General features: G+C 71.1%; 21 protein-coding genes and 1 pseudogene. 17 read left to right on the top strand and 5 right to left on the bottom strand.

Annotated features, from left to right (window positions below; genetic code table 11):
* Nucleotides 1–29: 29 nt before the first annotated feature.
* The gene (locus tag GEV43_RS12570; protein ID WP_160820844.1) at nucleotides 30–551 is read right to left on the bottom strand and encodes an ATP-binding protein; all 522 of its coding nucleotides are present in this window, start codon (nucleotides 549–551) and stop codon (nucleotides 30–32) included.
* Between the two features lie 129 nt (nucleotides 552–680).
* Between GEV43_RS12570 and GEV43_RS12565 the strand changes: the two genes are divergently transcribed.
* The 4 genes from GEV43_RS12565 (at nucleotide 681) to GEV43_RS12550 (ending at nucleotide 2,370) form a co-directional block, all read left to right on the top strand.
* On the top strand, nucleotides 681–1,463 hold the full coding sequence (locus GEV43_RS12565) for a helix-turn-helix transcriptional regulator (RefSeq protein ID WP_160820843.1): 783 nt from the start codon (nucleotides 681–683) through the stop codon (nucleotides 1,461–1,463).
* The gene (locus GEV43_RS12560) at nucleotides 1,447–1,635 is read left to right on the top strand and encodes a DUF397 domain-containing protein (RefSeq protein WP_160820842.1); all 189 of its coding nucleotides are present in this window, start codon (nucleotides 1,447–1,449) and stop codon (nucleotides 1,633–1,635) included. The genes GEV43_RS12565 and GEV43_RS12560 overlap by 17 nt, the downstream gene beginning before the upstream one ends.
* A 103-nt stretch (nucleotides 1,636–1,738) precedes the next feature.
* On the top strand, nucleotides 1,739–2,092 hold the full coding sequence (locus GEV43_RS12555; protein ID WP_206681147.1) for a hypothetical protein: 354 nt from the start codon (nucleotides 1,739–1,741) through the stop codon (nucleotides 2,090–2,092).
* Nucleotides 2,093–2,175: 83 nt separating this feature from the next.
* On the top strand, nucleotides 2,176–2,370 hold the full coding sequence (locus tag GEV43_RS12550; RefSeq protein ID WP_160820841.1) for a hypothetical protein: 195 nt from the start codon (nucleotides 2,176–2,178) through the stop codon (nucleotides 2,368–2,370).
* A 124-nt stretch (nucleotides 2,371–2,494) separates the two neighbouring features.
* Here GEV43_RS12550 and GEV43_RS12545 read toward each other — a convergent pair whose 3' ends face one another.
* The gene (locus GEV43_RS12545) at nucleotides 2,495–2,995 is read right to left on the bottom strand and encodes a MarR family winged helix-turn-helix transcriptional regulator (protein ID WP_160820840.1); all 501 of its coding nucleotides are present in this window, start codon (nucleotides 2,993–2,995) and stop codon (nucleotides 2,495–2,497) included.
* 106 nt (nucleotides 2,996–3,101) lie between these two features.
* On the opposite strand from GEV43_RS12545, the gene GEV43_RS12540 reads away from it, so the two are divergent.
* Both GEV43_RS12540 and GEV43_RS12535 read left to right on the top strand, forming a co-directional pair.
* Complete coding sequence (locus GEV43_RS12540; protein WP_160820839.1) at nucleotides 3,102–4,001, top strand: EamA family transporter; 900 nt, start codon at nucleotides 3,102–3,104, stop codon at nucleotides 3,999–4,001.
* Nucleotides 3,998–5,179, top strand: coding sequence for an MFS transporter (locus GEV43_RS12535; protein ID WP_160820838.1), 1,182 nt, complete (start codon nucleotides 3,998–4,000; stop codon nucleotides 5,177–5,179). The genes GEV43_RS12540 and GEV43_RS12535 overlap by 4 nt, the downstream gene beginning before the upstream one ends.
* A 104-nt stretch (nucleotides 5,180–5,283) precedes the next feature.
* On the opposite strand, the gene GEV43_RS12530 is transcribed toward GEV43_RS12535, so the two are convergent.
* Nucleotides 5,284–8,550 carry a BTAD domain-containing putative transcriptional regulator gene (locus GEV43_RS12530; protein ID WP_309239606.1) on the bottom strand — a complete coding sequence of 1,089 codons (3,267 nt, stop codon included), beginning with the start codon at nucleotides 8,548–8,550 and terminating at the stop codon, nucleotides 5,284–5,286.
* A gap of 310 nt (nucleotides 8,551–8,860) precedes the next feature.
* On the opposite strand from GEV43_RS12530, the gene GEV43_RS12525 reads away from it, so the two are divergent.
* A complete protein-coding gene (locus GEV43_RS12525; protein WP_160820836.1) occupies nucleotides 8,861–10,354 on the top strand; it encodes an FAD-dependent monooxygenase in 1,494 nt (497 codons plus the stop codon).
* A 23-nt stretch (nucleotides 10,355–10,377) separates the two neighbouring features.
* Nucleotides 10,378–11,040 carry an SGNH/GDSL hydrolase family protein gene (locus GEV43_RS12520; RefSeq protein WP_160820835.1) on the top strand — a complete coding sequence of 221 codons (663 nt, stop codon included), beginning with the start codon at nucleotides 10,378–10,380 and terminating at the stop codon, nucleotides 11,038–11,040.
* Nucleotides 11,041–11,221: 181 nt separating this feature from the next.
* Here the strand turns inward: GEV43_RS12520 and GEV43_RS12515 are convergent, their stop codons facing one another.
* Nucleotides 11,222–11,764 carry a nitroreductase family deazaflavin-dependent oxidoreductase gene (locus GEV43_RS12515; RefSeq protein ID WP_160820834.1) on the bottom strand — a complete coding sequence of 181 codons (543 nt, stop codon included), beginning with the start codon at nucleotides 11,762–11,764 and terminating at the stop codon, nucleotides 11,222–11,224.
* An 87-nt stretch (nucleotides 11,765–11,851) separates the two neighbouring features.
* Between GEV43_RS12515 and GEV43_RS12510 the strand changes: the two genes are divergently transcribed.
* The 3 genes and pseudogenes from GEV43_RS12510 (at nucleotide 11,852) to GEV43_RS12505 (ending at nucleotide 13,342) form a co-directional block, all read left to right on the top strand.
* Nucleotides 11,852–12,619 (top strand): TetR/AcrR family transcriptional regulator, encoded by a 768-nt coding sequence (locus tag GEV43_RS12510; RefSeq protein ID WP_160820833.1) that lies wholly within the window; start codon nucleotides 11,852–11,854, stop codon nucleotides 12,617–12,619.
* A 75-nt stretch (nucleotides 12,620–12,694) separates the two neighbouring features.
* Nucleotides 12,695–12,892 (top strand): annotated as a pseudogene (locus tag GEV43_RS56030) (helix-turn-helix domain-containing protein); the annotation flags it as partial.
* Between the two features lie 75 nt (nucleotides 12,893–12,967).
* Nucleotides 12,968–13,342: a TetR family transcriptional regulator C-terminal domain-containing protein gene (locus GEV43_RS12505; RefSeq protein ID WP_206681146.1), complete on the top strand. Its 375-nt coding sequence runs from the start codon at nucleotides 12,968–12,970 to the stop codon at nucleotides 13,340–13,342.
* A gap of 226 nt (nucleotides 13,343–13,568) precedes the next feature.
* Here GEV43_RS12505 and GEV43_RS12500 read toward each other — a convergent pair whose 3' ends face one another.
* Nucleotides 13,569–14,468 (bottom strand): hypothetical protein, encoded by a 900-nt coding sequence (locus GEV43_RS12500; protein WP_160820832.1) that lies wholly within the window; start codon nucleotides 14,466–14,468, stop codon nucleotides 13,569–13,571.
* Between the two features lie 485 nt (nucleotides 14,469–14,953).
* Between GEV43_RS12500 and GEV43_RS12495 the strand changes: the two genes are divergently transcribed.
* The 6 genes from GEV43_RS12495 (at nucleotide 14,954) to GEV43_RS12470 (ending at nucleotide 25,297) form a co-directional block, all read left to right on the top strand.
* Nucleotides 14,954–16,786, top strand: coding sequence for a fibronectin type III domain-containing protein (locus GEV43_RS12495; RefSeq protein WP_160820831.1), 1,833 nt, complete (start codon nucleotides 14,954–14,956; stop codon nucleotides 16,784–16,786).
* 215 nt (nucleotides 16,787–17,001) lie between these two features.
* Nucleotides 17,002–17,454 (top strand): hypothetical protein, encoded by a 453-nt coding sequence (locus tag GEV43_RS12490; RefSeq protein WP_160820830.1) that lies wholly within the window; start codon nucleotides 17,002–17,004, stop codon nucleotides 17,452–17,454.
* Nucleotides 17,455–17,774: 320 nt separating this feature from the next.
* Nucleotides 17,775–18,983 (top strand): DUF6801 domain-containing protein, encoded by a 1,209-nt coding sequence (locus tag GEV43_RS12485; RefSeq protein WP_160820829.1) that lies wholly within the window; start codon nucleotides 17,775–17,777, stop codon nucleotides 18,981–18,983.
* A gap of 108 nt (nucleotides 18,984–19,091) precedes the next feature.
* A complete protein-coding gene (locus GEV43_RS12480) occupies nucleotides 19,092–22,391 on the top strand; it encodes a fibronectin type III domain-containing protein (RefSeq protein ID WP_160820828.1) in 3,300 nt (1,099 codons plus the stop codon).
* A gap of 102 nt (nucleotides 22,392–22,493) precedes the next feature.
* Entirely contained in the window at nucleotides 22,494–23,972 is a 1,479-nt protein-coding gene (locus GEV43_RS54820) for a fibronectin type III domain-containing protein (protein ID WP_160820827.1), read from the top strand.
* Nucleotides 23,972–25,297, top strand: a complete 1,326-nt coding sequence (locus tag GEV43_RS12470; protein ID WP_160820826.1) for a lipase family protein — start codon at nucleotides 23,972–23,974, stop codon at nucleotides 25,295–25,297. The genes GEV43_RS54820 and GEV43_RS12470 overlap by 1 nt, the downstream gene beginning before the upstream one ends.
* The last annotated feature ends 168 nt before the right edge of the window (nucleotides 25,298–25,465 follow it).

Genomic DNA, 25,465 nt, shown 5'->3' with positions numbered 1-25,465 from the left:
GCCCCTGGAGCCGCCCGCGCCCTTCGCGTTCAACGCCCCGTGGAGCCGTCCGGGTAAGGGACCTCCGCCCACACCCACTTTCCGTGCGGCGGCGTCACCGTGACTCCCCGGACGGCGGCCAGCCCGGCGACCAGCTCAAGCCCCCGCCCGTGCTCCACCTGCCCCTCGGGCATGGCGTCCAGCTCCTCGAACGACAGCTCCCGAACGCCCGGCGGCTCGCACGGAATCTCGTCCGAGCCGTCCCACACCCCGATCCACACCCCCTCACGCCCGAGCGTCGCCCGGTAGACGATCTCCGCGTGCGGGGTCTCCTCGCAGGCGTTGGTCACCAGCTCGCTGGTGACGAGATACAGGTCGTCCGCCCGGCCGCCCAGCGCGGACAGCAGCCCCCGCCCGGCGAGCCGCTGCTCCAAGAGGAGCCGTACCGTGCCCGGCGTGCTGGCGCTGGGAAGCGCTCGCCATTCCAGAACGCACGGAGATTCGGCGTCCACTCCCAACGTCGTCGTGATCATCACGAACATCACCCCACCAGCCCCGATGGTCGAATTCATGACACAGCGTGGCGGCGCGAATTACTCTTGTCACTGTTGCTGTCAAGATCAGAAAATTCGTCTGCCGCCAAGGGGTGAACGCCGATGGTCAGGCCGTCCCCGGACCCCACCGCCTCCATCTACATGCTGATGGCCTACTACCTGCGGTTTCTCCGTCTGCGCCACGCATCGACGCAGGTCGAGGTGGGGAAGATCCTCGGCTGCACGAACAGCCAAGTTTCCAAGTACGAGTCAGCTCAGAAGCAGCTCGACGGCAGGCAGTGCGCCGCGCTGGACGAGGCGTGGGACACGGGCGGGCTGTTCACCATCCTGCTGGGCTACGCGAAACTGGGCACCGACGTGAACTGGCCGGTGCGCCTGGGCCGCTACCAGCGCAACGCGGTCGAGCACTACATCTTCTCCAACTACATGATCCCCATGCCGTTCCAGACGGAGGATTACGCGCGCGGTGTGCTCCGCGCCGGATATGACGCCGGGTTTCTGGACGACGTCGATGCGACTCTCGGTGGACGGATGGAACTACAGGCCGCCATGCTGGAGGGCAATCCCCAGATCTGGGCCGTTCTGGATCAGGGCGCTCTGCGCGAGATGGGCAGCGTCGGCGTCATGGCCGCACAGCGTGACCATCTGATCGAAATGGGTGCGTCCCCGAACGTTTCCCTCCGTATACTCCCGCTGTCGGCTGCGCCACATATCGGTGTGGATGGTCCTTTCCACTGCTTCACGCTCCCGGACCGCCGTCTGGCGGCGTTCTCGGGCAACGCGCTGGGCGTGGGGCGAGTCATCGACGACCAGCCAGAGGCGTCCAGCGCGGTCCTGCGCTTCCATCGGATCGCGGCGCGTGCCTGGAGCGAGGACCAGACCCGTGAGCACATCGCACAGTTGGGAGAAGTAGATGACGGCTTGGCGTAAGAGCAGCTACAGCCAAGGTGGCGGCGCTACGGATTGTGTCGAGGTGGCGGGCCTTGGAAACGGCATCGGCGTCCGCGACAGCAAGGCTCCCGATGCGGGCCACCTGACGTTGTCGGTCCGCGCGTTCGTGGAGCTGCTGGCGCAGGTGAAAGAAGGCCGAACGGCGGCCTGAACGTCGTTGTCCGGTGGGCCCCGGCCGGGGGCCGGGGCTCGGTCGGCTTACCGGCGGACGTCAGGACGTGTTGACGTTCGTTGTCTTGAGTGATCATGGTGGTATGACACCTGACGCCTTGGAGCGCGACCACACGCTGCTCACCGCCGCGGCCCGTTACGACGACCTGCGTACGCGGGAGTCGCTGACCGAGACGCCCCTCGCGCGCACCGAGGCGCTGGAGCTCGTCGCCCTCGGTGAGCTGATCGCGCGCAAGGCCGGGCACGGCCGCCAGCCCGCGGTCCGTTCGGCCCGCCGGTCCGGCGCGTCGTGGTCGCAGATCGGCGCCGCCCTCGGCACCAGCAAGCAGGCCGCGTGGGAGACCCACAACCGCTGGCTCGAAGACCACGCCTCCGCCGGGCTGACCACGGACGGCGCGCCGCGCACGGACGCCTTGGCAGGCGACATCACCGAATGACCGCGTCCGTGTCCGCGCCGGGTGGGACGCGCGGGGGACGCGGCCGGTATCCGGGACGTTCGGGGCGTGGCATTGTGTCACCCATGTCCGATGAACCGATCTTGGACACCGAGTACCCGTACTACGCCGACCGCGCGGCGGGGCAGGCGGCCGAGCAGCGCCGGCAGGGCGCCGAGCTGGAACGGCTGGCCGAGAAGGACGAGGACCCGGCGGTCAGGAGCGCGCGGCTGCGCGCCCGAGCCCTGTCCCGAGCACGCCGCGAACGGGCGGAACGGTGACCCGCGCCCAGCGCACCGCGTTCAACGGGTGAGGGCCCGCGCCCAGCGTAAAGGTCACGCCGGGCGCGTTCCGGCAGTCTGGCGGTGGACGCCGAAGGCGTCCGCGTGTGGCCGGAGGGGCGGGCTAGTCGAGGGTTGTGTCGCCCAGGGAGGTCAGGAGGGTTCGGAGGAGGGCGGCCAGGTCGTCTCGGTCGGGTTCGGGGAGGGCCTTCAGGAGGCGGACCTCGTTGTCCACGTGGCGGCCCACCAGGTCGTCCACGAGGGTGCGGCCCTCAGGGGTGAGGCGGACGCGGATCGAGCGGCGGTCCTCGGCGGACGGGACGCGTTCGACCAGGCCCCTCGCGGCGAGGCGGTCGATGCGGTTGGTGATCGCGCCCGAGGTGACCATGGCGGCGCGGTTGAGGGCGCCCGCGGTGAGGCCGTGCTCGGGGCCGGCGCGGCGCAGGGTGGCGAGGACGTCGAACTCCCAGAACTCCAGGCCGTACTCGGCGAAGAACTTCTTGAACTCGCGGTCCAGCAGGTTGGAGAGCCGGGAGATCCGGCCGATGACGCCCATGGGCCAGACGTCCAGGTCGGGGCGTTCCCTCCGCCACTGGGCCAGGATCTCGTCGGCCGCGTCGCCCATGGGCGTTCCTCTCGTTGGGAAGAATCTCAACGTTCATCTAGTTGACGTTAAGGTACCTGCCATGGTGGTATCTCAATGTTGAGATTATGAACGAAGAGAGTTCCGGATGACAACCCTCGCCGCCGCCCGCGCCGTACCGCTGGCCCACCTGCGGATCCTCGCCCTCACCGCGCTCGCCCCGGCGTCCTGGGGAACGACCTACGTCGTCACGACCACCATGCTCCCGCCGGACCGTCCGCTGCTGGCGGCCACGGTACGGGCCCTGCCCGCCGGGCTGATCCTGCTGGCCGTGACGCGCACCCTGCCGAACGGCGCGTGGTGGTGGAAGTCGGCCGTGCTGGGTCTGCTGAACTTCGGCGCGTTCTTCCCGCTGCTCTTCTTCGCCGCGTACCGGCTGCCGGGCGGGGTGGCGGCCACGATCGGCTCGGTGCAGCCGCTGCTCGTCGCGGGGTTCTCGGTGCTGGTCCTGCGCAGCCGGCCGGGCGCGAAGGTGCTGGTCTCCGCCCTGGTCGGAACGGGCGGCGTCGCGTTGCTGACGCTCACCGCGCAGGCCCGGCTGAACCCGCTCGGCCTCGCCGCGATGCTCGTCGCGACCTCGTTCATGGGCCTCGCGATCGTCCTGACCAAGCACTGGGGACGGCCCGGCGCGCCGCTCCTCGCCGTCACCGGGTGGCAGCTCGCCATCGGCGGCCTCGCGATCCTGCCCGTGACGCTCGCCACCGAGGGCGTGCCGGACGGGATCAGCGGGGAGAACGCCCTCGGGTTCCTCTACCTCGGCGTGGTCGGCACCGCGCTCGCGTACGCACTGTGGTTCCGCGGCATCGAGCACCTGCCGCCCACCTCGGTGTCGCTGCTCGGCCTCACCAACCCGCTGGTCGCGACCCTCGCCGGCCTCCTCGTCCTCGGCCAGACCCTGACCCGCTGGCAGGCCCTCGGCCTCGCCGTCGCGCTCGGCGCCCTCATCGCGGGGCAGATCCGGCGCACCCAGGAAGGAGCAGAACGATGATCACCGCGGAACGGGCCGTCGGGGCCGAGGACCGCGTCTCCCCGAAGCGCTGGTTCGCGGTCGTCGCGGTCGCGGTCGGGACGTTCTCCGTCGTCACCGCCGAGCAGCTCCCCGTCGGCCTGCTCACCTCGATCGGCCACGCGCTCGGCGTCTCCGAGGGCACCGCCGGGCTGATGGTGACGGTGCCCGGCCTCGTCGCGTCGGCCACCGCGCCCCTGCTGCCCGTCCTGATCGGACGGCTCGACCGGCGGCTGGTGCTGCTGGCGCTGATCACCCTGATGGTCGCGGCGAACGTGCTGTCGTTCGCGGCCCCCAACTTCCCCGTCCTCGTGGTCTCGCGCTTCCTCGTCGGCATCAGCATCGGCGGCTTCTGGTCCCTCGCCGCGGGCCTCGCCGTGCGGATGGTGCCCGAACGGTACGTTCCGCGCGCGACGACCATCGCGTTCGGCGGCGCCACGGCCGCGAACGTCCTCGGCGTACCGGCCGGGACGCTGATCGGCGGGCTCACCGACTGGCGGATCGCGTTCCTGTCCCTGGCGGGCCTCGGCCTCGCCGTCGTCGCCGCGCTCGTCCTGCTCCTGCCGCCCCTCCCGGCCACCGAGCCCGTACGGCTCCGCGCGCTGCCCGAGCAGTTCCGCAACCCGGTCGTCCGCACGGGCGTCCTCGCGACCGGGCTGCTCGTCGGCGGCCACATGGCCGCGTTCACGTTCATCAGCCCGATCTTGCAGAACGTCTCGGGCATCGGGGAGAAGGCCGTCGGGCCGCTGCTGCTGGCGTTCGGCGCGGCCGGGATCGTCGGCACGTTCGTCACCGGCGCCCTCGCGGGCCGCCGCGTGCGTACGGCGATCATCACCGTCAGCCTCGCCCTCGCCGCGATCCTGGCGCTGTTCCCCCTGGCCGGCGGCACCGTGTACGGCGGCGTGGCGCTGCTGATCGTGTGGGGCCTGGCGTTCGGCGGGGTACCGGTCAGCGTCCAGACGTGGATCCTCAAGGCCGCCCCCGGCGCAACCGAACCCGCGACGGCCCTCAACACCTCCATGTTCAACCTCGCCATCGCGCTCGGCGCCCTCTCCGGCGGCGTGATCGTCGACCAGGTCTCCACCACCGCCGTCCTCTGGACCGGCGCGGCCCTCAGCGCCCTGACCTCCCTGACCATCCTCCGCACCCGCCCCGCATAGCGGCCCGCCGCCGCACGTCACCTTTGGACCGGCCGTAAGGTCCGGCGGACGTGCTTCGAGCCGTCCGCGCGGCGGGCCTGCCGTCGGCCGCGCCCGGGTGCCGCTCAGGCCGGGGGTGGCGCGTCGGCCGGTGGGCGGCGGAGGCGGGCCGGGTCGGCTCGGGTGACGGCCGTTGGGGCGTCCATCCGCCAGCCGGACTCGTACGCCTCGTCGAAGCGTCCGCCGCCGAGCGCGGCTCGGGCGCGGTCGCTCAGCGTGCGGACCTGCCGGTCCGTGCGGTCGTGCGCGCCCCGCAGGCGGGCCGCCGCGCCGAGGACGACGGCCGCGTCGCCGTACAGCCCGTACAGCGCGGCGAGCCCGGCCACGGCCACCGCGACCGTCGCCACCATCGGCAGGTCCTTGCTCTCGACGGCCGCCGCGTACGCCCGGCCGAGCGTCTCCTCGGCGGCCGGGCCGTTCCCGAGTTCGAGGTCGAGCGCGCCCCGCACCACGCCGACCATCGCCCGCCCGTGGTCGCCGCCGAACGGGTGCTGCTCGGACAGCCCGGCCTCCGCCGACTCGACCAGCTCGCGCGCCCGGTCCAGTTCGCCCGTCAGCGTCCGCAGGGCGGCCTCCCGCGCGTCGAGCAGGATCGTGAGCTCGGGCGACGCCGAACGCAGCGCGCGCTCCCGGGCCGCGGCGATCAGCTCGCCCGCCCGCGCGGTCTCGTCCAGATGAACGTGCAGGTCGATCCAGCGCAGCTCGATGAAGACCTCGTCGCTGAGGCTGAGCGACCCGAACTCGCGGGCCAGCCGCTTGGCCTCGCCCAGATCCGCCAGCGCGCCGTCGAGATCGCCGTCGTACTGCCGCAGCAGCGCGCGCAGCGGCAGCGCGGTGGCCAGGCCCCAGCGGTCACCCACCTGGCGAAAGCGGTCGAGGGCTGCGGTCACGTCGCTGCGGGCCTGGTCGAGATGGCCCTCGTTCTCCGCGGAACGGGCCTGGAACAGATGGGCGAGCCCGGCCAGCCACACGTCCGTCCCGCCGGCCAGGCGCCGCGTGATCGTCCGCGACGCCTCGGACGCCTCCAGGGAGGCCAGCCTGACCGCGGTCAGCACGGCGCCGAAGCCCGGCGCCCCCGGACCGTTCAGCAGCCGGTCGATGAGCGCCCACAGCTCCTCGCGCCGTTCCTCGAACGAGTCGTTGATCAGCGCACCCTGCGGGGCGACGGTGCCGAGCAGCAGCAACCCCTCAGCGATAACGCGCCTCACGCCGGGCGACTCGGCCGGCGGCGCCTCCCGCGCCCCGTCCGGCAACGCGTTCGGTGGGGCGGTCGGCCGCTCGTGCGGGAGGGCGACCGCTTTGGTGAGCCAGTACGTTGCGTCGGCGTGGCGGCCGAGCATCTCCCAGTACCAGGCCAGGTCCACCGTCAGCCCGATCGCGCCGTCGGCGTCGCCGGTGTCGCAGAGGTGGCGCAGGGCGGCGAGGACGTTGTCGTACTCGGCGCCCAGCACCTTGAGCGCGCCGAGTTGCTCGGGGCCGCGCAGCAGCGGGTCCTGGCGGGCGACCAGCTCGGCGAAGTAACGGGCGGCCAGGTCCCGGACGCGCGCCAGGCCCCCCTGCTCCGCCAGGCTCTCCAGGCCGTACTCGCGGATCGTCTCCAGCATCCGGTAACGGCCGGTGTCCGGTGCGAGCTGGAGCAGCGACCGGTCAACGAGGCTCGCGAGCAGTTCGGGTACCTCGGCGGCCGGTACCGCGGTACCGGCGCAGACCGTCGCGGCCGAGGACGGTGTGATGCCGCCGGACAGGATCGACACGCGCTCGGCGACCGTACGCTCGTGCTCGCCGAGCAGGTCCCAGCTCCAGGCGATGACCGCGCGCAGCGTCCGGTGCCGGGGCAGCGCGGTACGGGCGCCGGTGGTCAGCAGGCGGAACCGGTCGGACAGCCCGGCGGCCAGGTCGGCCAGCGAGAGCGTGCGCAGGCGGGCCGCGGCCAGTTCGAGCGCGAGCGGCATGCCGTCCAGGCCGCGGACGACGCGCAGCACGTCACCGAGGCCGTGCTCGTCCACGTCGAACCCGGGCCGTACGGCCGCCGCCCGCTCGGAGAACAGGCGCACCGACGCCGTACGGCGGGCCCGCTCGACGTCCGCGTCCGCCTCGGGCAGGGCGAGCGGGCCGAGCGGTACGAGCGCCTCGCCGTCGATCGCGAGCGGCTCCCGGCTCGTGGCCAGCACCCGCAGCCCGGCGCAGCGGGCCAGCAGCGCCGCGACCAGGTGCGCGACGGCGTCGATCAGGTGCTCGCAGTTGTCCACCACGAGCAGGCTCTCCCGGCCGCCGAGCCGGTCGGCCAGCACGTCCAGCTCGCTGGCCGGGTCGCCGCGCGGCCTGCCCGAAGCCTCGAACAGCGCCGAGCCGCGCAGCCCGATCGCCGCCAGCAGCGCCGCGCCGATCTTCGCCGGTTCGGTGACGGACGCGAGGTCGATCATCCAGGCGCCGTCGCGGTACGCGTGGCGGTGGCGGCGGGCGGCCTCGACGGCGAGGCGCGTCTTGCCCGCGCCGCCGGGCCCGAGCACGGTGACCAGGCGCCCGGCCGCGAGCAGCGCGCCGATCCGTGCGAGGTCGTCGTCGCGTCCGATGAGGCTGCTCAGCGGCGCGGGCAGGTTGCCGGGGCTGGTCCGCGGCGCGTCCGCGTCGGCGTCGGGGGCGGACGGCTCGGCGCGCAGCAGGCGCAGGTGGCGTTCGCGCAGGGCGGCGCCCGGGTCGGTGCCGAGAACGTCCGCCAGCGTCTCGCGGACCCGTTCGTACAGGGCGAGGGCCTCGGCCTGGCGGCCCTGGGCGGCGAGCGCGTCCATGAGCAGCGCGGCGGCCCGTTCGTGGACGGGTTGCTCGGCGAGCAGGGCGTTCAGGCGGGCGGCGGCGGCGTCGGCCCGGCCCAGCGCCAGCTCGGCGTCCGCGAGGTCGGCGACGGCCTCGACCGAGACGCGCGCCAGCCGGGTCGCGGCGGCGGGCGCCACCGCGGCGACGATCGAGGGCTCGGCGCCGGGACGGTCGCCCCACAGCGCGACGGCTTCGCCGAGCACGGCCGCCGCGCCGCCCGGGTCGCCGGCGCGCAGGCGTTCACGTCCGGCCGCGGCGAGCCGTTCGAACCGCAGCGCGTCCACGTCATCGGCGTCCACGTCCAGCCGGTATCCGCCCGCGACCTGCGCGACGTCCCCGGCCGAACCGAGGCTCCGGCGCAGCCGCGAGACGAGGGCCTGGAGGGCGTTGGCGGGCGCGGCCGGGGGCTCCTCGGCCCAGATCGCGTCGACCAGCACCCCCTGCTCGACCGCCCGCCCTCCGGCGAGCGCAAGCCGTACGACCAGCCCCTGCGACCGCGCCCCGGGAACGGCCAGCACAGCGCCACCGCGAGACACCTGAAAGGCACCCAGCACCGTGACGCGAACCCGCCCGCCCCCATCCATCCCCCGATCTTCGCGCGCCCCCCGCCAACTCCCCAAATCCCACGCCGAGCCGTTCGCCCGGTAGTCCCTACGGGCTGGCGGCGTACGCGCGTTCGCCCCGTCACCCCGCCCGTGCTGACACGGTGCGGGCGCGGGGTGTCAGCATCGTCCGTCCCCATGTCAGCGCGGTGCGGGTCCCGTGTGAGCGGGCCAGGTCAGCCTTTGGGTGCCTGAACGGCATACAGGCTTTCGGAAGGGGAGTTACGTGCATGATGTGGTGATCGTGGGCGCTGGCCCGATCGGTCTATTTCTCGCCTGCGAGCTCGGTCTCGCGGGCTGCTCAGTCCTCGTGCTCGAACGGGAGGCGGAGATCCGTTCCCCCTGGAAGGCGGATCCGCTCGGGATGCGGGGCTTGTCCGCCGCGTCGGTCGAGGCGTTCCACCGCCGCGGGATGCTGCACGAACTGGGCGTGGACGATTCCGGCGCGGACGAGCCGACGGCCCCTCGCGGCGTGGGGCACTTCGCGGGCATGATGCTCGATCCGGCCGATGTCGACGTGGCCGCCCTGCCGTTCCGGCTTCCCAGCCCGGCGGCGGACGGCGTGATGACGAACCTCGAAGCCGTCGAGACGGTGCTGTCCGAGCGGGCGGCCAAGCTCGGCGTGGACGTCCGGCGCGGCGTCACGGTCTCGGCCATCGCGCAGGACGGCGAGGGCGTGGTCGCGCGAGCCGGCGGGAACGAGTACCCGGCGCGCTGGCTCGTCGGATGCGACGGCGGGCGCAGCACGGTCCGTCGGCTCGCGGGTTTCGACTTCGTCGGGACGGAGCCGCAGTTCACCGGGTACGCCATGGTCGCCGACATCGCGGACCCCGAGAAGCTGAGCCCGGGGTTCAACCTGACGCCGACCGGCATGTACCTCCGGACGCCCGCCGAAGGGCACGTCGGCATGATGGAGTGCGACGGCGGCGCGTTCGACCGCTCCCAGCAGCCGTCCCGCGAACACCTCCAGGCCGTTCTGCGGCGCGTGTCCGGCACCGACGTGACGTTGAACGACGTCCATCTCGCCTCCAGCTTCACCGATCGGGCGAAGCAGGCGACGACGTACCGGCAGGGCCGCGTCCTGCTCGCGGGCGACGCCGCGCACATCCACTCTCCCTTGGGAGCGCAGGGACTCAACCTCGGCATCGGCGACGCCGTGAACCTGGGGTGGAAGCTCGCGGCGACCGTTCACGGCCGCGCTCCGGACGGGCTTCTCGATACCTACACCCGCGAGCGCCATCCGGTCGGCGCGTGGGCGCTCGACTGGACGCGCGCCCAGGTGGCGGTCATGCGGCCGGACCCGCACGCGCAGGCGATCCAGCGGCTGGTCCGCGACCTTCTCGGGACCCGTGACGGAACGACGTACGTGTTCGACAAGACGTCCGGATCGTCGATCCGCTACGACCTCGGCAACGAGCACCCGCTCATCGGCCGCAGCGCCCCCGACTTTCGTCTTGAGGACGGCACCCGTCTGGGCGACCTGATGCACGACGGACGAGGCGTCGCGCTCGACTTCAGTACCGACCGGCGCCTGCAAACGTCGGCGAGGGCCTGGGAGACCCGCATCACGTACGCGTCCGGACCGGCGAGGAACGACCTCGGAACGGGCACCGTCCTCGTCCGCCCTGACGGCATCGTCGCCTGGACCGGCGACCGCACCCCCGACCGCGAATCGTTCGAACGGGCCGCCACCCGCTGGTTCGGCAGCCCGGCGTTCTGAACCCCTCTTTTCTAGGAGCACACATGACGATCACCCTTCGTGCCGGAAGCACCGTGATGTTCACCGGCGACTCGATCACCGACTGCCAGCGGCTGGAGAGCGAGGACCGGCTCGGGTTCGGCTACCCGCTGCGCGTCGCGGGCGAGTGGGGCCTGCGGCACCCGGACCGGCCCGTGACCTGGCTGAACACCGGGATCGCGGGCAACAAGGTGATGGACCTCGAAGCCCGCTGGCAGGCGGACGTGCTCGACGCGCGCCCGGACGTGGTGTCGGTCCTCGTCGGCATGAACGACGTCGGCTGGCACTCGTACGACCCGGACGGCTACATGATCTCCGCGGACGAGTACGCCGCGGGCTACGACCGCCTGCTCGCGCCCCTCGCCGACGCCGGCACCGAACTGATCCTCATCGAGCCGTTCCTCCTGCCGATCCGCGGCACCGTCGAAGTCGGCCCCATGCACCTCGGCGAAGAGGACCGCAAGAAATGGCGGGACGACCTGGACCCGAAGATCCAGGCCGTTCGCGAACTCGCCCTCAAGTACGGCGCGCACCTGCTCGCCGCCGACGGCATGTTCGCCGAACTCGCCGCGACGACCGCCCCCGAATACTGGGCCGAAGACGGCGTCCACCCCACCCCGCCCGGCCACGCCGCCCTAGCAAAAGCCTGGCTCCGCCTGGTCGACTAACCCTCGGCGACACATGCGCATCAAACGTTGTGCGGAACGGCCGCGCCCATCCAACGGGGGAATGGCGCGGCCGTTCCGCAACATTCGTTCAGCGCGCCCGCCGCACATCTGACGCGGACGGGCACGGAGCCGCGAAGACGCCCGTGGCGGACGACGGCGAGAAACCCGACGCGACCCGCACTCATTTCTCGGAAAGCGGCGGGGTGGGGGTGGAGCCATGCACACGTTCCAGCACGACGACAGGGATCTGCCTGCCGGCGGCCGCCTCGAACTCGGCGAACTTCGGGACGAGCGCCACCTCGTTCGCCCAGAGCCGTTCGCGCTCCGCGCCCTCCGCGAGCCGAGCGACGACCGGCACTCTCTCCGCCCCGACCTCGACTGTGGCCTGCGGATTCGCCATGAGGTTGTGGTACCAGACCGGATGGCGCGGGCTGCCGCCGTGGGTTCCGAAGATGGCCCAGCCATCGCCGACCGGCTGGTAGAACAGCGGGTTGATCCGCTCGCGCCCGGTCTTGGCCCCGGTGTGGTGCACCAGGATCAGCGGCATACCCCGCTCGTCGAACCCGGGAAACCGGGGCGGGATGGGACGGCCCGCGGCGAATTCGCCGTCGCTGCTCCACGCCACGTACCCGCCGTTCGCTCGAAACTCGGCGATGATCCGTTCGTTCCAGTTGGTGACCGGAGGCACGGCCTCGTTCTCGGTCGCCGTGGACGGGTCGGACATGACATCCCCTCACTATCCGGAGCACTTGCTCCTCAAAGTAGCACAGGGCGGAGCAGGTGCTCCGCATAAGGCGGTACGCTTAGACGCATGGCAGTGGCCGAACCGGAGAACACCCCCCGCCGCCGCGCGCCGCGCGCCGACGCGATGCGCAACCGAGACGCGATCGTCGAGGCCGCCGCCGAGGTGCTGGCCGAGCAGGGCACCGCGGTGGACGTCCGCGAGATCGCCCGCCGTAGCGGCGTGGGCATGGGCACCCTCTACCGCCACTTCCCGAAGAAGGAAGACCTCGTCCACACGGTGCTGCGCAAGGATTTCTCGGAATGGGCGGAATCCGCGCGCCGGGCGGCGATCGAGGCCGAGGAGCCCTGGGCGGCGCTGACCGACTTCTACCAGCAGGCCCTGACCGGCTATGCGCGCCATCGCGCGATCATGGAACGTTTCGCGCTGACCTGGGCGGACCCCGATCTGGAGGGCATCCACCAGCTCCGCCTGGTCATCGAGGAACTGTGCGCCCGCGCCACGGGCCTGCTGCGCCCCGGCGTGACCACCGACGACCTGCTGCTCCTGCTGGTCTCACTGGGCCACGCCGTCCAGATCACCGGCGAGTGCCGCCCCCTGATGTGGAACAGGCTGCTCCGCATCTCCCTCGACGGCCTGCGCGCCGACCACGACGAACCACTTCCCGCCACCCCCGCACCAACCACCCACCCCCGAACCCACAACAGCCACCCCGATAAATCCAGCCGCCTCCCCACCCTGCGCCGAATCCGTGGCACCGGAAAGAGCCCTGACCGTCCGCGATCACCCGCGGCTGCCCTTCGGCGTTGCGCGCAGCCTGCGCTTTCTGTGGCCTGAAGGATGCGGTTCGGGGAGACAGGCGGGCAGAGCGCCGGGCGGTGAACCAAACGTGGAGCCCCGGTAGCAGAAGGAATCACCACAAGACCGGCGACGTCCAGGCCCTGTCGCCCCCGGCCGGGCTCCCGCGCGTTCGACAGAGGCGAAGCCCTGGAACGCGCTCTCCTGCTGTTCTGGTCCCGGGGCTACGGAGCCACCTCCGTCCAGGACCTGGTCGAAGGGCTGTCCCTGGAACGGGGCAGCCTCTACGGCGCCTTCGGCGACAAGCGGAACTTCTACCTGGCGGCGGTCCAGCTGTACTGGGACACCTACGAGCGCCGGCTGGTCGCGGCGCTGGAGAGCGGGCCGGTGCTGCCGGCGCTGCGCGAGGTGCTCGCCAACCCGGCGCGGGCGCAGGAGTACGCCTCCGACGCCGGCGTTCCGCAGGGCTGCATGATCGGCAACACCACCGCCGAACTCGTTCCGCAAGATGCCGAGGCCCGCGAGATCGTGGCCCGCTCGCACGCCCGCTTCACCCGGATCGTCGCCGACGCCCTGCGGCGCGCGCAGACGAGCGGCGAGGTCACCCAGGGCGCGACACCCGAAGCCCAGGCGCAACTGCTGCTGTTCACCGTCCAGGGCCTATCCCTGGTCTCCCGCGCCGGACTCGACCCGGCCACCGCGCTCGCCGCCGTCGACGCCCTGATCGATTCCCTACGCGCGGCCAACGCACCCCGACCCTGAACCGGTCGCCCCTCCCGCACGCGCCCACCGACCTCAGCGACCGTACGACGAACGAGAGCGCCTCGTCGTCAACGGCGGGAAGCGGCGACGGCGGCGGCGTCATGGTGATGCGCGCCGCGATCTCGGCACCGCGCCTCCTGGCCGGACGGTCCGGAGGTCGGGCCGGACACCGACGGTGCCGACGGTCGCTGAAAAGCGGGGCTTGGGTTTCCGTTATGGGCGCGGGTTATTTAGCGGCGGGGGTGTTCGGGGTTCGGGACGGTAGGAGGGCCAGGCGCATCTTGCGCGGGCCCGTTCCGGTCTTGCCGGGGCGGGTGCCGTTGCGGCGGCGGCGGCCGAGGCGGGCTCGGGTGAGCAGGAGCCACTGGGCGGTGAACAGGGCCGCCAGCCAGCCCGCCGTGACCGAGACCAGGTCGCGGTCCTCGGTGGAGGTGGTGCTGCTGCGCAGGGACGTCTGCCCGACCGGCGAGGAGGTCGGCGCGATCTGCGGTGACGCGATCGGCGGCAGCGCGACCTGGGACGGCGCGACCTGCGGCGACTGGGCGGAGGGGAGGACGCCCGGCGGGGTCGTCTGCGGAACGGACGGCACGCTGCCGCCGCTCGGGGTGCTGCCCGGCGTCGGCGTCGTACTGCTGGGCGGCGTGGTGGAGTGGGACGGCGTCGGCGTCGGCGACTTGGTCGGCGGGGCCTTGACCGTGATGGTGGCGCGGGCGGTCGCGCCGGTCGCGCCGGGCGCGGAAAGCTCGGCGAGAAGCGTGTCACTTCCCGGCGAGACGTTCTTGGGAATGGTGACCACAGCGCTCAACGTACGTTCCTTGGCGCTGACCTCTTTCAGTTCCGTGGTGGACGGGGTCACCTTCAAGCGTCCGGTGGACAGGAGCAGGCGGGCGTCCGCCGCGGGGGTCTGATCGGTGCGGACGGAGATCCTCGCCGTCAGCCATTCGCCGGGACTCGCCGTCGTGCTCGACAGGGACAGGCCCAGGCGCAGCACCGGCTTCGGAGGCGTCGGCGTCGGCGGGTTCGGCGTCGGGTCGTCGGCGGCCAGCGCGGCGGGCGGCGCCGTCACGAGGGCGGCGCCCACCCCGAGGGCCGCGATGAACTGCTTTCCCGTCGTTCGGAACGCCACGTTGTCCAACTCCTTCGCTGCCGGCCGGCGGTGGGGGAGCGCTGCTGCACGCCGGGACAGGGCAGCCTGATCAGATGTGCGATGTCGCGCGGGCACGGTTGTCCCAGCGAAATGATTGCCCTCCGAGTCGCCTGTGAAAAGGCGCACAGTGCCGTTCTTGGGATCTCGCCAATGTTCGGCGGACACGGCTGCCGGCCGTCGTGAAAAAGTTGTCAGCCGACGACAAGAATCCCGTTCTGGGTGCTGGTGACTCTGGTATCGTACCTGGTCAACGGGCTGATGATAAAACTTGTCGATGGCTGATAAGTTTTCTCGCCGCCGGGATCACCATTAAGAGGAAAGCGCTTATTTAGCGAGAATCCTTTGACGCTCCTGGGGCCCTTCAGTAGGTTGCGCGCACGTGACTCGGTCGACCGGGTCGTCCGTCGCGCGAGAGGTTGTGCCAAGTGAAGGTCTGGGCGATTGGAAGAAAGACCAGGGCGGCCTTGGCATTGGCGGCGAGCGTTCCGCTCCTGGTCGGCGGTCAGCTCGCGCTGACCGGCTCGTCGGCGCCCGCCGCGGCGGAGCAGTCGTCGCTGACGCTGCTCTACCGGTGCAAGTTCCCGGTGATCATGGAACAGGACCTGAAGCTCACCATCAAGGTGGACGTGCCGAAGAAGATCCCGGTCGGCGCGTCGGTGCAGAAGTTCCCCATCGAGGCCGTCGCGACGGTGAACGCGGAGACCACCGACGGGCTCACCGCGGTCGAGGCCGCCACCATCGAAGGCACCTCCGATCCCAGGACCAGGCTCTTCACGCCCGACCGTCCGAAGGGGGTCGGCCTGCGGGTGGACACCCCGATGCAGAAGACCGCGATCCCGCCCGTCGGCCCGTTCGACGTTCACGCGGGCCGCCCGTCCCCCTCGCAGTTCAAGTCCACCAAAGCCGGGCCCGGCCGGGTGGAGGTCGGGGATCTGACGCTGGCCACGAGCATCCGGAAGATCGACGGAAAGGCGACGACGCTGGGCGATCCGGTGAACGTCGAATGCGTCCAGAAGCCGGGCCAGAAGAACGTGCTGGCCGAGTTCGAGTTCGTTCAGGGACCGGACACGCAGAAGCCGTCCGCGCCCGGCAGGCCCGAGGTGACCGCGCGCGGCGGAGACACCGTGAAGCTGTCCTGGGGACGGTCGGAGGACGACTTCGGCGTCTACGCCTACGACGTCTACCAGAACGGCGGCACCGCACCCGTCCTCACGACGACCGGCTCCACGGCCGACGCGGCGATCGGCGGGCTCACGCCCAACACCGGCTACACCTTCACCGTCCGGGCCCGCGACCTGACCGGGAACGTCTCCGACCCGAGCCCGCCCGTCAGCGTCCGCACCCTCGACCGCGACCGCAATCCGCCGACCGCGCCCGGCAAGCTCGTCAGGACCGGGCTGGCGAAGAACGCGGTGACGATGGAGTGGGGCGAGTCCAAGGACGACGTCGGGGTCGTCGGCTACGAGATCTACAGCGGCCCCGTCCGGCTCGTCACCTGGCCGGGGACGACGGGGTGGGTGACCGGGTTGCAGCCCGAGCAGACCTACACGTTCACGGTCCGGGCCAAGGACGCGGCGGGGAACCTCTCGCCGCCCAGCCCGACCCTCGTGGTGCGGATGCCGAAGGGCCCGCCGAAGGAGTGCGGCGAGCTCAAGGGGCCCGATCCCGACTGGATCGAGGCGTGCACCTACATGGCCGGGTTCTCCAACGTGAACAAGCTGAAGGGCGCGGCGGTCCTGAACGATCCGGCGCAGGCCCCCACGCTGACCAACGTCGCCTACTACGCCAAGACCGACGTCATCGACGCCAGGTTCAGGTTCACCGGGCCGCTGCGGTCCAAGACGACCTTCCTGACGTTCGGCTTCATGCCGACGACCGCGACGATGGAGCTGACCCAGGTCGGCGCCGGGACCCTCAAGGGCGAGGACAAGGGCGACGGCATGAAGGTCCACGGGACGACGAAGATGTCGATCCGGATTCTGGACGCGTACGCGAACGGGTCGCCGTTGAAGGTCGGGTCCAAGTGCCGGACGGTCAAGCCCGTCGAGCTCGACCTCGCCGGGACCGCCGGCTACAAGAACATCAAGGACGGCGGCCCCCTGGAGTCGACGATGACGGTCCCGGCCTTCAGCGGGTGCGGGGTCGGGGAGGACCTCGACCGGATCTTCAGCCGCGCGGTGTCCGGGCCCGGGAACCTCGTGCGCGTCCTCCAGGGGCCGGTCTGCCAGATCTCGCACGCGAGCTGCCTGCCGGTGGACCCCGCCAAGGTGCGGAACGGCACCTCGAAGACCGGGTGAGGAATGCGCCGGGGGCGACAGTTTTCGTGCCCCCGGATAACCGCCTCCCATTGATTCTTGTCACAAAGAGCGCGACTTAACCGTCTCTTTACACAAGCGCGCTGGAGTGCTTGTGAGTGACATTCGGCACATCGTACGCTGCCGTTCTGGCAGTGCCCACTTACGGCTCGGCCGTACTTCGGTACCACGGTGAGGAGACCGCTATGGCGGGTGTCATGCGACCGTTCGGTGTTCTCGCCATCGCGGCGGTCATGTTCGCGGCGGCGGGCTGCGGCGGCGGGGACGAGGAAAAGTCATCCGGCGGTGCCGCCACTCCCTCCGCGGCGGGTTCCGCGGCGGCGGACACGCCCTCGCCCCAGCCCGGCGGTGCGGGCAACGGAAAGGCCGCCGCGGCCAAGGCCCAGAAGCAGCTCAACGAATGCCTGGGCAAGGAGGGCGTCCAGCCGCCGGACGGGCGCCGCAAGCTTTCCGCCAAGGAGCAGGCCGCCGTTCAGAAATGCGGCCTCGCCGTGCTCGGCGCGCTCAACCCGGAGGTGGCCCGCAAGGCCGAGGCGCTGCGGGCCTGCGCCCAGAAGCAGGGGCTGACGGTGCCTCCGGCCGGCCAGACGTACGTCCCGGACATGCGGGACCCCAAGGTCGCCGCGGCACTGAAGAAGTGCCCGGCCTAGTCCGCCGCCCGAAAACGCTCAGCGCAGAAGTGTTTTTCCCGGGAACGGTGGAAATGTTCGATGCTGCATCAATGACTGTGCGGTCGGTGGCCATGCCGTCGCAATTTGCGAGCATATTTTCTTGGAAGTGACCTGAGTCTCAGCGGCTCCCATTTTGTCACCGTGGCCCGAAGACGCCCCGGGTGCCGATGGGTAGTTTACGAGCTTGAAACTCCAAGGAAATCGGCGGGAACGGCCGAGAAGGGAGGTGATCGGAATCTCGGTGGCGCGAGATTCGATGGTCCATCACATGACTCACGTTCCTAACAGAGAGGCAACGAGTGAAGACCAAGAAGGGTTCCAGTCTCCGCAGGACGCTGGCACTGGGCACCGCGGCCGGAATCGGGCTCGGCCTGACGAGCGTCATCGGGGCGGGTGCGGCATCGGCCGCCCCGGTCTCGCTTTCGCTCAAGTACGACTGTTCCTACCCGCTCATCGGCGGCCGGTCGCTGAAGCTCAACGTCAAGACCGACATCCCGAAGAAGATCCAGGTCGGCCAGAGCTCCGGCAAGATCCAGGTGTTCTGGACCGCCGACCTCGGGGCGGACACGACCGAGGGCCTCCAGGCCGTGGACGGGGCGACGATCGAGGGCAGCGCGGTCGCGCAGGCCAAGATCACCTCCCCTGAGCGGCCGAACGGCGTGAACGCCGTGGTGAACAACGCGCTCCAGAAGACCGACATCCCGAGCGACGGCCCGTTCACCATCTCCGGCTACGGCGAGGCCACGCCGGTGAAGTTCACCCAGGCCGGCAACGGCAAGGTGACGCTCGGCGACATGGACCTCAAGGTGACCGTCCGCAAGAAGGACGGCAGCTCCAGCGCGCTCGGCACGTTCACCGCGCCGTGCAAGCAGTCCTCCGGCCAGAACAACACCGTGCAGGACTTCGAGGTCACGAACGACCCGGGCGAGACCATCCCGCAGCAGCCGGTGCCGCCGTACTTCCCCTACCAGGGGCAGGACGAGCCGGCCGGGACGTTGAACTACAACTTCAACCTCGCCGGCAAGTCGCACATCAAGATGGCGAACGGCGACGCGGACCTCAAGGGCAAGATCGGTGTCAACGTCGACGGCAAGACGGGCGCCATCAAGGGCCCGCTGACGCTGAACAAGTCCAAGGGCAACTTCATGATCCTTGGCTTCCTCTACGTCACCGCCGACATCGACTTCGAGCAGATCGGCGACACCGTCGGCACCTACTCCGACGGCGTGATCGCCACCACGTCCACGATGAACATCAAGCTGCCGAGCTTCAACCTGTTCGGCACGCCCATCCCCCTCGGCGGCGGCGCGAACTGCAAGACCACCAAGCCGTCGGAGATCAAGATGGGCTCGGCGCCCGGCACCTTCTTCAACCCGAAGAAGGGCGGCGCGTACACCTCCCCGGACTACACGATCGCGTCGATCAACGACTGCGGTCCGCTGACCGGCATCCTCAGCCTCTTCACGGCGGGCGCCGGCAACACGATCAACATGAACCTCACCCCGTAGGACCGCGTTCGCGGCCTCATGGGCCGGGCTGATGCAGACAGGACCCCACCGGCGGACCCGCGCGCCGGTGGGGGCCGGTCGAACCGTCCCGTTTAACGAGAGGTAGCAGTGAATCCGAAGAGAAAAGCCAGAAGGGCCGGCACCGGCGCGGCCGTGGTCGCGGTCGTGGTGGCCGGGGCCGGGCTGGTCAGCGCCGGTCCCGCCGCCGCGGCGCCGGCGTCGTTGCAACTGAACTACCGTTGTAACTACCCGATGCTCGGCATGAAGGACATCAAGGCGACGATCAACGCCGACCTCCCGGACGTGGTCCAGTCCGGGACGACCGTGCCGAAGTTCCCGGTCACCGCGGTGACCGAGATCGGCGCGGACACCACCAAGGGCCTCTACACGATCGGCGCCGAGTCGATCGAGGGCTCCGCGGTGGCGGTCGCGCGGGTGTTCTCGCCCGACCGCCCGAACGGCCTGTCGGCCGACACCAAGGTCGATCTGGACAAGACCAAGGTCCCCGAGTCGGGTCCGTTCTCGGTCAAGGCCGCCGGCTCCTCGCCGACCGCGCTGAAGTTCACCAAGGCGGGCTGGGGCAGCGTCAACGTCGGAAACCTGACGCTCACGGTGACTCCGAAGGACGCCGCGGGCAATCCGACGTCCCTCGGCACCATGACGGTGCAGTGCTACCAGAAGCTGGCGCCGGGGGAGACCAACACCCTCGCCCAGTTCTACGTCTCGGACGGCACGCAGCAGCCGCCGAAGCCCGCGAAGACGACCATGCCGACCGAGGCGGGCAAGGAGCCGGCGACCAAGGACTACCCGTCGCGCATCAACGAGAAGACGCTCACCTACATGTGCGTCTACCCGCTGATCCCGGACGGGAAGCTGACGGTCAACGCCAAGGTGGACTACCCGGCCGAGATCCCGCTCAACACCTACGCGCCGGAAATCAAGATCACCTCGCACACGGTGGTCGCCGCGGACACGATCGAGGGAATGCAGTCGGTCCGGGGCCTGGAGACCATCGAGGGCACGGCGATCGCCAACTCGACCCTCAAGGTCCCCGAGTACCCCGACGGCGTGAAGGCCCGCGTGCCGCTGGGCGTGCCGAAGACCAAGGTCCCCCGGACGGTCCCGGCGCCCGAGCTGCCGATGGACGTCGAGGGCTCCGCGCCCGCGCTGGTCTACACCAAGGCCGGCACCGGTTCGATGGACGTCAACAACATCACGCTGAACATCATCCCGCGTGACGCGCAGGGCAACATCGTCGAGGACCTGCTGGACCCGGAGTACCCGGACAGGAACTACTTCGAGGCCCCCTGCACCCTGACGCCGGCCGACCAGGACAACCGGATCGTCAACTTCAAGATCGGTGAGGGCACCGACCCCGGTGACACCACCGCTCCGTCCGCTCCGGCGAACCTGACCTCGCCGAGCAAGACCGCCTCGTCGGTCAAGCTCGACTGGGACGACGCGACCGACAACGAGGGCGGCACGGGCGTCGGCGGCTACAACGTGTACCAGAACGGCCAGAAGGTCAAGACGGTCACGAGCAGCGACGCCGAGATCACCGGCCTGTCGCCGAAGACCGAGTACGCGTTCACGGTGAAGGCGTTCGACAAGGCGACCCCGACCGCGAACGAGTCGGGCGCGTCCAACGAGGTCAAGGTCACGACCGACGACGACGCTCCGCCCGCGGACACGACGGCTCCGTCCGTCCCGGCGAACGTGAAGGCGACGGGCAAGACCACCACGACCGTGACGCTGGACTGGGACGACTCCACCGACAACGAGGGTGGAACGGGCCTGGGCGGCTACAACGTGTACCAGGGCGGCGAGAAGGTCGCGACCGCCTCGACCAGCGAGGCCGTCGTGTCGGGGCTGAAGCCGGGCACCGAGTACGGCTTCACGGTGAAGGCGTTCGACAAGGCGACGCCGACCCCGAACGAGTCGAAGGCTTCGGACCCCGTGGTCACGGTGAAGACCGACGACGACACCCCGCCGGCGGACACGACCGCTCCGTCCGTCCCGGCCAACGTGAAGGTGACCGGCAAGGACTCGACCTCGGTCAGCCTGGCCTGGGACCCGTCCACCGACAACGAGGGCGGCACCGGCCTCGGCGGTTACAACGTCTACCAGGGCGGCGAGAAGGTCGCCACGGTGGGCCCGACGGAGACCGCGGCCAAGGTCACGGGCCTGAAGCCCGCGACCGAGTACGCGTTCACGGTGAAGGCGTTCGACAAGGCGACGCCGACCGCCAACGAGTCGAAGGCTTCCGAGCCCGAGCTCAAGGTGACGACCGACGACGACACCCCGCCCGCGGACACGACCGCTCCGTCCGTCCCGGCGAACGTGAAGGCGACGGGCAAGACCACCACGACCGTGACGCTGGACTGGGACGACTCCACCGACAACGAGGGTGGAACGGGCCTGGGCGGCTACAACGTGTACCAGGGCGGCCAGAAGGTCGCGACCGCCTCGTCCAGCACGGCGGTCGTGTCGGGCCTGAAGCCGAACACCGAGTACTCCTTCACGGTGACGGCGTTCGACAAGGCATCGCCCGCGAACGAGTCCAAGCCGTCGGCCGAGGCCAAGGCCAAGACCGACGACGACACCCCGCCGGCGGACACGACCGCTCCGTCCGTCCCGGCCAACGTGAAGGTCTCCGCCAAGGACAAGTCCTCGGTGACGCTGAACTGGGACGACTCCGCCGACAACCCGGGCGGCACCGGCGTGGCCGGTTACAACGTCTACCAGGACGGCAAGAAGGTCACGACCTCCGCGACCAGCGACGTCAAGGTCACCGGCCTGAAGGCGGGCACCGAGTACTCCTTCACGGTGACGGCGTTCGACAAGGCGACGCCCGCGAACGAGTCCAAGCCGTCGGCCGCGGTCAAGGCCACGACCGACGCCGACGACCCGGGCACGGACTTCAACTTCACCTACGGGCTCAAGGGCGCGTCGAAGCTGAAGACCCTGAACGGGACCGTCCCGCTGGCCGGCTCGATCAAGGGCAAGGTGAGCGGCGGCAAGATCGCCGGTGACCTGACGCTCAACAAGAGCACGGGCGCGTTCAACCTGTTCGGGTTCCTGCCGATCACCGCCGACGTCGCCTTCGCCCCCGTGGGCCAGACGACCGGCACCGAGAGCGGCGCCAACGTCAGCACCACGACGAAGGTCAACGTCAAGCTGCCTTCGATCAAGGTGTTCGGCATGGAGATCGGCGGCGGGAGCTCCTGCCAGACGACCTCCCCGACCGAGGTCAAGCTGACCTCCACCAACTGGAGCAGGACGGCCGGCGGTGACCTCACCGGCGGCTACACCCTGCCCTCGCTCGGTGGCTGCGGCTTCCTCACCCCCCTGATCAGCGCCGTCGCCGCTGGTCCGGGCAACACCGTCACCCTGAAGGCCGCGCCGTAAGGCGCGATCCGGTCCCCGGGTGACGGGGCACAGTACGGCCCCCGCCGCCGCGGTCAGCGGCGGCGGGGGCACCACCCGCCGGGCGTGAGGAGGCAACAGCGCGTGCGATCCACCAGAGGAAGCGCCGAGCGCGCAGCGGCCGGACGCGCGACGGCCGGACGCGCGGCCGCCGCCGCGCTGGCGCTCTGCTCGGCCACCGCCCTCGCCGGCGTGGCCGCCACCGCTCCCGCGGCGCCGGCCGCCTCGGCGTCCGCCGCCGAGCCGGCGTCGCTGACGCTGAACTACCAGTGCACGTTCCCGCTGATCGGGCCGCAGCGCGTGGCCGTCAAGATCGACGCGGACATCCCGAAGACCGTCACCGTGAACGTCCCGGTGCCGAAGTTCACCGTCGACTCGGTGTCCACCGTGAGCGCCGAGTCGACCAGGGGCCTGGTCGCCCTCTACAGCAAGACCGTCGAGGGCACGGCCGTCGCGGACGCGACGCTCACCACGCCCGACTACCCGAAGGGCTTCGGCGCCGTGGTGACCTCGACGCTGGAGAAGACCCCGCTCCCCGCCTCCGGGCCGTTCGACGTGAAGGCCCGCGGCACCTCCCCGAACCTGAAGTTCCGCAAGGCCGGGCCCGGCCGGATCAACGTCGGGAACCTGCTGCTCACGCTGACGCCCCGGCTGGAGGACGGCGGGCCGAGCGGCCTCGGCACGTTCGAGTCCGAATGCGTCCAGGAGCCCGGCCAGGACAACCTGCTCGCCGAGTTCGAGATCGTCCCGGACGACACGACCCCGCCGCCCGTGCCGGGCGGCCTGCGCGTCGCGGCGAGGACGGCCGACTCGGTGACCCTCGCGTGGGACGCCGTCAGCGACGAGCCGGGCGGCTCCGGCGTCGCCGGGTACCGCGTCCGGTCGAACGGCGCGAAGACCTGGACCGTCGCCGACCGGACCGAGCTCGTCCTGACCGGCCTGGAGCGCGGGAAGGAGTACGCGTTCACCGTGTCGGCATTCGACAGGGCCGGCAACGAGTCGAAACCGTCCGATCCGCCGCTGCCGGTCGTGGTCGGCCCGCCCCCGCCGGTGGCGTACGGGCTGTCCGGGTCCTCGTTCGTGAAGGCGGCGAACGGCAGCGTCCCGCTCGGCGGCCGGATGGGCCTGGACCTGGAGTCCGACGGCGGGTTCCAGGGGGACCTGGAGCTCGACCGGACCACCGGGACGTTCCAGGTGCTCGGCTTCCTGCCCGCCGGCGCCGACCTGTCGTTCACCCAGCACGAGCGCGCCACCGGGACGCTGTCCGCCGCCGGGCTGGCCGGGACCGCCCGGGTGGACGTCCGGCTGCCGTCGGTGCGGATCTTCGGCATCGAGATCGGCGGCGGCGGGACCTGCGCGACCGCCTCGCCGACGGTCCTCGCGCTGGCGGCGACCGGCTTCACCAGGGAGGCCGGCGGAACGGTCACCGGCGTCTACACGCTGCCCGCGCTCCAGGGCTGCGGGCCGCTCACCCCGTTCATCAGCGCCGTCACCGAGGGGCCGGGCAACACCGTCACGTTGACGGCCGCCCCCGGGACCGCGGGTCAGGCCGGAGGCTCGTGATGCAGAGCAGGTTCCCCCACACGCGCGCGGCGCTGTCCCGCGCGGCGCTGTCCCGTACGAGGCGCTCCCGTCCGGCGCGGGCCCTCACGACCACCGCGCTCGTGGCCGCGCTCGCCGTACCGGCGGGGGCCGCGTCCACCGCCGCGTCCACCGCTTCGGCGGTCGCGCCCGCCGCCGTGCGGGCCGCCGCCCCCGACCCGGGGCCGCCCGGCGACGCGTTCTACACGCCGCCGTCGCCGCTGCCCGCCGGGTCGCCGGGCGACGTGATCCGCGCCCGCCCGGCCAAGGCGGGACCGCCGGCGGCGCGCAGGCTCGCCGACGCCTGGCAGGTCATGTACCTGTCCACGGACGCGAACGGCAAGCCGAACGCGGTGACCGGCACCGTGCTGGTGCCGAAGGCGGGCGACCGCGCCAAGGCGCCGATCATCGGGTTCGGGCCCGGCACCGAGGGCCCGGCGTTCCGCTGCGCGCCGTCCAAGATGATCGACGCGGGCGCGTTCTACGAGCAGTCCGCGCTGAACGAGATGCTGGCCGCCGGGTACGCGGTCGCCGCGCCCGACTACGAGGGCTACCACGCGCAGCCGAAGACGACCTACATCGTCGGCAAGGCGATGGGCTCGGCGTTGATCGACGCGGTGCGGGCGGCGCAGCGCCTTCCGGAGTCGGGGCTGTCCAAGGACGCCAAGGTCGTGTTCCGCGGCTACTCGCAGGGCGGCGGCGCGGCGATGTGGGCGGGGCAGATGCAGCCGTCGTACGGGCCGGAGCTCGCGCTCGCCGGCGTCGTCGGCGGAGGCGTCCCCGCCGACGTCGTGTCGGTCGCGCTCCGCCTCGACGGCAGGCCGGCGTTCGGGTTCGTGCTGCCCGCGCTGATGGGCCTGCACAACGCCTACCCCGAGCTGCCGTTCGACTCCGAGCTGAACGACGCCGGACGCGCGGCCGTGAAGAGGCTGGAGGACGGCGGCTGCACGCTGGAACTGCTGCTGGATTACCAGAACAAGCGGCTCAAGGACTTCTTCGTGCAGAGCCCGCTGCGCGGCCCCTGGCTGACCCGGGCGACCGAGAACCGGCTCGGACAGGCCCCGATCAAGGTGCCCGTCCTCCAGTACCACTCGAAGACAGACGAGATCGTCAACTACAACCAGGCGTCGCTGCTGCACGACGACTACTGCGCGCTCGGCATGAACGTCACCTGGAAGCCCTGGGAGAACCTGAGCCACATCACGCTGGTCTACCGGGGCAACGCCGACGCGATGGCGTTCATCGCCGACCGGCTCGCGGGCAAGCCCGCGGCGGGCGACTGCCCCGCCGCGAAGCGCGGCGGGTGACCCGGCGGGCGGCCGGTTCTTGTCATCCGGCGACAAGTATTCGACCGGCCCCCGAGAAATGTTTCTCCGGAACAACATAAATGGCGTTCCGGTACTCGTGAATAGGACGGCCCTGTCACTTCGGGACGTTCGTCAGTAACATCGCTGCAACACTGAAGGTCATGGAGG

Source organism: Actinomadura sp. J1-007, from assembly GCF_009793335.1.
Lineage (GTDB): Bacteria > Actinomycetota > Actinomycetes > Streptosporangiales > Streptosporangiaceae > Spirillospora > Spirillospora yumaensis.
The sequence above is the reverse complement of the archived record's forward strand: the minus strand, read 5'-3'. Positions and strand labels throughout refer to the sequence as shown.

Bases quoted from the DNA above. Each gene is read 5' to 3' on its own strand.
- GEV43_RS12570 (WP_160820844.1), bottom strand. From the start codon at position 551: ATGAATTCGACCATCGGGGCTGGTGGGGTGATGTTCGTGATGATCACG.
- GEV43_RS12565 (WP_160820843.1), top strand. From the start codon at position 681: ATGGCCTACTACCTGCGGTTTCTCCGTCTGCGCCACGCATCGACGCAG.
- GEV43_RS12560 (WP_160820842.1), top strand. From the start codon at position 1,447: ATGACGGCTTGGCGTAAGAGCAGCTACAGCCAAGGTGGCGGCGCTACG.
- GEV43_RS12555 (WP_206681147.1), top strand. From the start codon at position 1,739: ATGACACCTGACGCCTTGGAGCGCGACCACACGCTGCTCACCGCCGCG.
- GEV43_RS12550 (WP_160820841.1), top strand. From the start codon at position 2,176: ATGTCCGATGAACCGATCTTGGACACCGAGTACCCGTACTACGCCGAC.
- GEV43_RS12545 (WP_160820840.1), bottom strand. From the start codon at position 2,995: ATGGGCGACGCGGCCGACGAGATCCTGGCCCAGTGGCGGAGGGAACGC.
- GEV43_RS12540 (WP_160820839.1), top strand. From the start codon at position 3,102: ATGACAACCCTCGCCGCCGCCCGCGCCGTACCGCTGGCCCACCTGCGG.
- GEV43_RS12535 (WP_160820838.1), top strand. From the start codon at position 3,998: ATGATCACCGCGGAACGGGCCGTCGGGGCCGAGGACCGCGTCTCCCCG.
- GEV43_RS12520 (WP_160820835.1), top strand. From the start codon at position 10,378: ATGACGATCACCCTTCGTGCCGGAAGCACCGTGATGTTCACCGGCGAC.
- GEV43_RS12515 (WP_160820834.1), bottom strand. From the start codon at position 11,764: ATGTCCGACCCGTCCACGGCGACCGAGAACGAGGCCGTGCCTCCGGTC.
- GEV43_RS12510 (WP_160820833.1), top strand. From the start codon at position 11,852: ATGGCAGTGGCCGAACCGGAGAACACCCCCCGCCGCCGCGCGCCGCGC.
- GEV43_RS12490 (WP_160820830.1), top strand. From the start codon at position 17,002: ATGCGACCGTTCGGTGTTCTCGCCATCGCGGCGGTCATGTTCGCGGCG.
- GEV43_RS12470 (WP_160820826.1), top strand. From the start codon at position 23,972: ATGCAGAGCAGGTTCCCCCACACGCGCGCGGCGCTGTCCCGCGCGGCG.